Source organism: Ideonella sp. P3_A4, from assembly GCF_056403075.1.
Map to the genome: position 1 here is coordinate 1 of NZ_JBFUGE010000587.1, position 3,708 is coordinate 3,708.

Below are 3,708 nucleotides of genomic sequence, written 5' to 3' on the forward strand. Positions count from 1 at the left end.
CTGCTGGACGGCCGCCATCGACCACCACCTGAACGAGCTGGGCTACATCATCCCGGGCCTGGGGGATGCCGGCGACAAGATCTTTGGCACCAAGGACGAGGGAACGCTGTGAACACCGCCCAACTCGTCGCGCTGGCCGCTGCCGTGCTGGCACTGGCCGCTTGCACGCAGGAGCAGCAGAACCAGATCAAGCGCGACATCCAGAACTGGACCGGCACCGACGGCGTGCTCGAGGTCTACGCGGGGAACTCGGTGGTTAAACGTTTTCTGAAGATCGACAAGCTGTCGACGGCGTTGGGCACGACCGACAAAGAACCGCGCCACTACCGCTATGGCTACGGCGTGCTCGACGAGAACCTGAACGGCCAGGTCGACCCGGGTGAGAAGCGCGTCTACTTCGAAGTAGGGGACTTCAACGCCTACGTTTTCTTCGAAAACCCACATTGAGAGTGGGGCGGAGTCAGGAATGGGCAACGGCAATTGGTACTCGCAGTTCGCCAAGACGGCGGCGCGCTTCTGTGGGCGGCCGCGGGTCTTCACGCTGGCCGTCGGCGTGATCCTGGTCTGGGCCGTCACCGGGCCGCTGTTCGGCTTCAGCGACACCTGGCAGCTGGTCATCAACACCAGCACGACCATCGTCACTTTCCTGATGGTGTTCCTGATCCAGAACACCCAGAACCGCGACACCGAGGCGATCCAGATCAAGCTCGACGAGTTGATCCGCGCCACCAAGGGGGCGCACAACGCGCTGCTGGACCTCGAAGAGATGGACGACGAGATGCTCAACGAGTTTCGCGCCAAGTACGAGCAACTGGCGGATGCAGCGCGCAAGCGCATCGAGTTGGGCGACCCGGACACCGACTCGCCCGAGCCATAACGAATAAACTGTACTGACTGAGCACGACCGACCCTACTTGTCGAGTAGGTAATCCCTCCCTATTTTGTGGGGTGTTAAAGGTTGTGTCCGCGCATATCATCGGCGCCGTAACGTCGGTTGAACCAGTGCTCGTTGAAGCGCTGGGCGGCCGTCGAGGGAGCGCATATGCAAGAAGCTTTTCGCCAAAGTAGCGAGAGCTCGTCGTCGGTTGCAGTTGCCCCCGTTTACGGGCCGGCTATTTCGCCGAAGCGAGTTCTCTTAGTCGACGACCATGAGTTGGTCCGTGTCGGCGTCAAATCGATGTTTGTCGAGCTGGACGGTACGCCTATCGTCTGGCTGGATGCCTGTTCGCTGCAAGAGGCGTTGAACGTCTATGGCAGCGACGAGGGGATCGATGCGGTGCTGCTCGATCTCAACCTCGCCGACTGCAAGGGCCTGCAGGGCCTGCGACAGTTCATTCACGTATATCCATCTGCGCGAATCGCAGTATTCAGCGGTACGCAGGATGAATTCGTCGTGCGTCAGGCCCGGGCACTGGGCGCCGTGGGGTATGTCCCCAAGGGTGCCACGGTGACCGAGGTCAAGAACACGCTGGCGTCATTGCTGTGGCCGCAGCGTGGCCGTGGCCAACTGGCCGCCGGGCCGCTGTTTCCGCGCTTTCCGGCGTCGGCGATGTACGACCGGGTGGCCGAGCTCGGCACGCGGCACCTGGACATCCTGGAGCAGGTGCTGTCGGGCTGCAGCAACCAGGAGATCAGCACGTCGACCGGGCTGTCTCTGGGCACGGTCAAGAACTACGTGTCGTCGCTGCTGTTGGCGCTGGACGTGAAGTCGCGCTCGCACATGATCAGCCTGTTCCGCTGATCGCGACTGTCGTCGGGCTGGTCTGGTGAGCGCCCTGTTGCGCAGCGCTGGTCCCGTCGTTGCCGCTCGCCCGGCACCGGCGGTGGACTTTGTCGTCTACACGGGCGGCAGCGACGAGGCGTTGGAAGACGGTGACCCCGCGCGCACTGAGCGGCGCGCGGTCGAACGCCGCCTGCGCGACGCCGCGCTGCGCGTGGCCGCCGGCGGGACCGCGCTGGTGGTCGTTCCGCTGATCGCGTTGCTGCCGGGCCTGCTGAGCTTGAAGGGCGCGGGGTCGGCGGCGCCGATGTGGTGGGCCCTGGGTGTGGGCTTGCTCGGCGCCCTGTGGTGGCTGTTCGCCCGGGCGGTCTCGCGCCGGGCCGGCTGGATAGGCGACACGCGTCAGCAGCGCTTGATCCTGGGGGCCCTGGGGGCCGGCTGCGTCTCCGCCATGCTGCTGCTCTCGGGTCTGCTCGATCAGGCGCAGGGGCTGCAGCAACCGTCAGCGCCGGTCTGGCTGGTGCTGGTGGCGTTGGCGCCGACCCTGGCCTGCGTGCTGGCGCCGATGCGCGAAGGCTGGCTGCCGGTGGCGCTGCTGTCCCTGGCCCCGGTGGCAGTGGTCCTCGTGCGCGGTGGGGTGAGCGACGCAGTCGATTGGTTTCAGCTGCTGTCTTGCCTGGTGCTCGGCGCCGGATCGACGCTGCTGGCGGGTTGGCGCTGGCGCCACTGGGCCGAAGACCAGCGGACCTTGATCCTGCGCGAAGACCGGATCCGCGAACTCGAGACGGCCTGCAAGCTGGCCCGCCGCGCCGAACAGGAAAAGACGCGCTTTCTCGCCTCCGCCAGCCATGACCTGCGGCAACCGATGCATGCGCTCGGGCTGTTCGCGGCGACGCTGGAGAAGCGCCTGCAGGGCTCGGCCGAAGAGCCGCTGCTGCGCAACGTGATGCGCTCGGTCGACGGGCTGGAGCGCTCGTTCAACGTGATGCTGGACGTGTCGCGCCTGGACGCCGGCACGGTGGACCCGAACGTCCAGCACTTCCCGCTGCGCGACCTGTTTCGCCGCCTGCACATGCAGTACTCCGGCCAGGCCGAGCAGGCGGGGCTGGGGCTGCGTTTTTCGCCCGGCGGCAAGTCGGTCAGCAGCGATCCGCAGCTGCTGGAGCGCATCCTCGGCAACCTGATCCAGAACGCGATCAAGTACACCGACGCGGGCGGCATCGCCGTCGTCGCGCGCAGCACCGAAACCCATGTCAACGTCGAGGTGTGGGACACCGGCGTCGGCATCTCGGCCGACGATCTGCCACGGATCTTCGACGAGTTCTGCCAGGTCGGGCGCGACCGGCGCGCCCGCGCCCAGGGGTTGGGCATGGGCCTGGCCATCGTCAAGCGCCTGGCCAAGCTGCTGGGACATCGGCTGAGCGTTCGCTCGCGGCCGGGCGGCGGCACGATGTTTCGCATCGGCATCCAGATCGGCGGGCTGCCCGGCATCCAGGACGCCACCGCGGCGGCCGACACGCTGCCGATGCCGATCCTGCAGCCGTGCTCGGTGCTGGTCATCGATGACGAGGCCCCGATCCGCGAGAGCCTGCGCATCCTGCTGGAGGAGTGGGGCTACGACGTGGTCTGCGTGGCGACGGCGCAGCAGGCGGAATCGTCGGTGCGAGGGCGGGAGTTGCCGCCCGATCTCATCCTCAGCGACCTGCACCTAGGCCCCGGGCCAGACGGCATTGCGGCCATCGACGCCGTGCGGCGCGTCTATGGTTATTCGGTCCCGGCCATCCTCGTCACCGGCGACACCACGCTCGAAGAATTGCGCCGTGCCACCGACAGCGGCCACACGGTGCTGTTCAAGCCGCTGCAGGCACGGAAACTGTTCAATGCACTCCATGGGTTAGGGTCCTGAGTCAGAAATACGTGCCATTGGACGGGCCGCAATGGGGATGATCGCGAGACGACGAGCCAGGTTGATACCTGGCGGTATCAGC

The 3,708-nt window shown here is 66.2% G+C and carries 5 protein-coding genes; all 5 read left to right on the forward strand.

Going from position 1 to position 3,708, the window contains the following annotated elements:
* Positions 1-112: uracil phosphoribosyltransferase (locus tag AC1DYI_RS29385; protein ID WP_477207663.1), on the forward strand; the 112-nt coding region annotated here is incomplete at its 5' end.
* Positions 109-447, forward strand: a complete 339-nt coding sequence (locus tag AC1DYI_RS29390; protein ID WP_477207659.1) for a hypothetical protein — start codon at positions 109-111, stop codon at positions 445-447. The genes AC1DYI_RS29385 and AC1DYI_RS29390, both read left to right, overlap by 4 nt.
* Before the next feature lie 19 nt (positions 448-466).
* Positions 467-877, forward strand: a complete 411-nt coding sequence (locus AC1DYI_RS29395; RefSeq protein ID WP_477207660.1) for a low affinity iron permease family protein — start codon at positions 467-469, stop codon at positions 875-877.
* A gap of 132 nt (positions 878-1,009) precedes the next feature.
* Positions 1,010-1,741, forward strand: a complete 732-nt coding sequence (locus tag AC1DYI_RS29400) for a response regulator (protein ID WP_477207661.1) — start codon at positions 1,010-1,012, stop codon at positions 1,739-1,741.
* A gap of 25 nt (positions 1,742-1,766) precedes the next feature.
* Positions 1,767-3,626 carry an ATP-binding response regulator gene (locus tag AC1DYI_RS29405; RefSeq protein ID WP_477207662.1) on the forward strand — a complete coding sequence of 620 codons (1,860 nt, stop codon included), beginning with the start codon at positions 1,767-1,769 and terminating at the stop codon, positions 3,624-3,626.
* Positions 3,627-3,708: the final 82 nt, after the last annotated feature.

What these genes read in the sequence shown, in the direction of transcription:
- AC1DYI_RS29395 (WP_477207660.1), top strand. Translation starts at nt 467, where the DNA reads ATGGGCAACGGCAATTGGTACTCGCAGTTCGCCAAGACGGCGGCGCGC.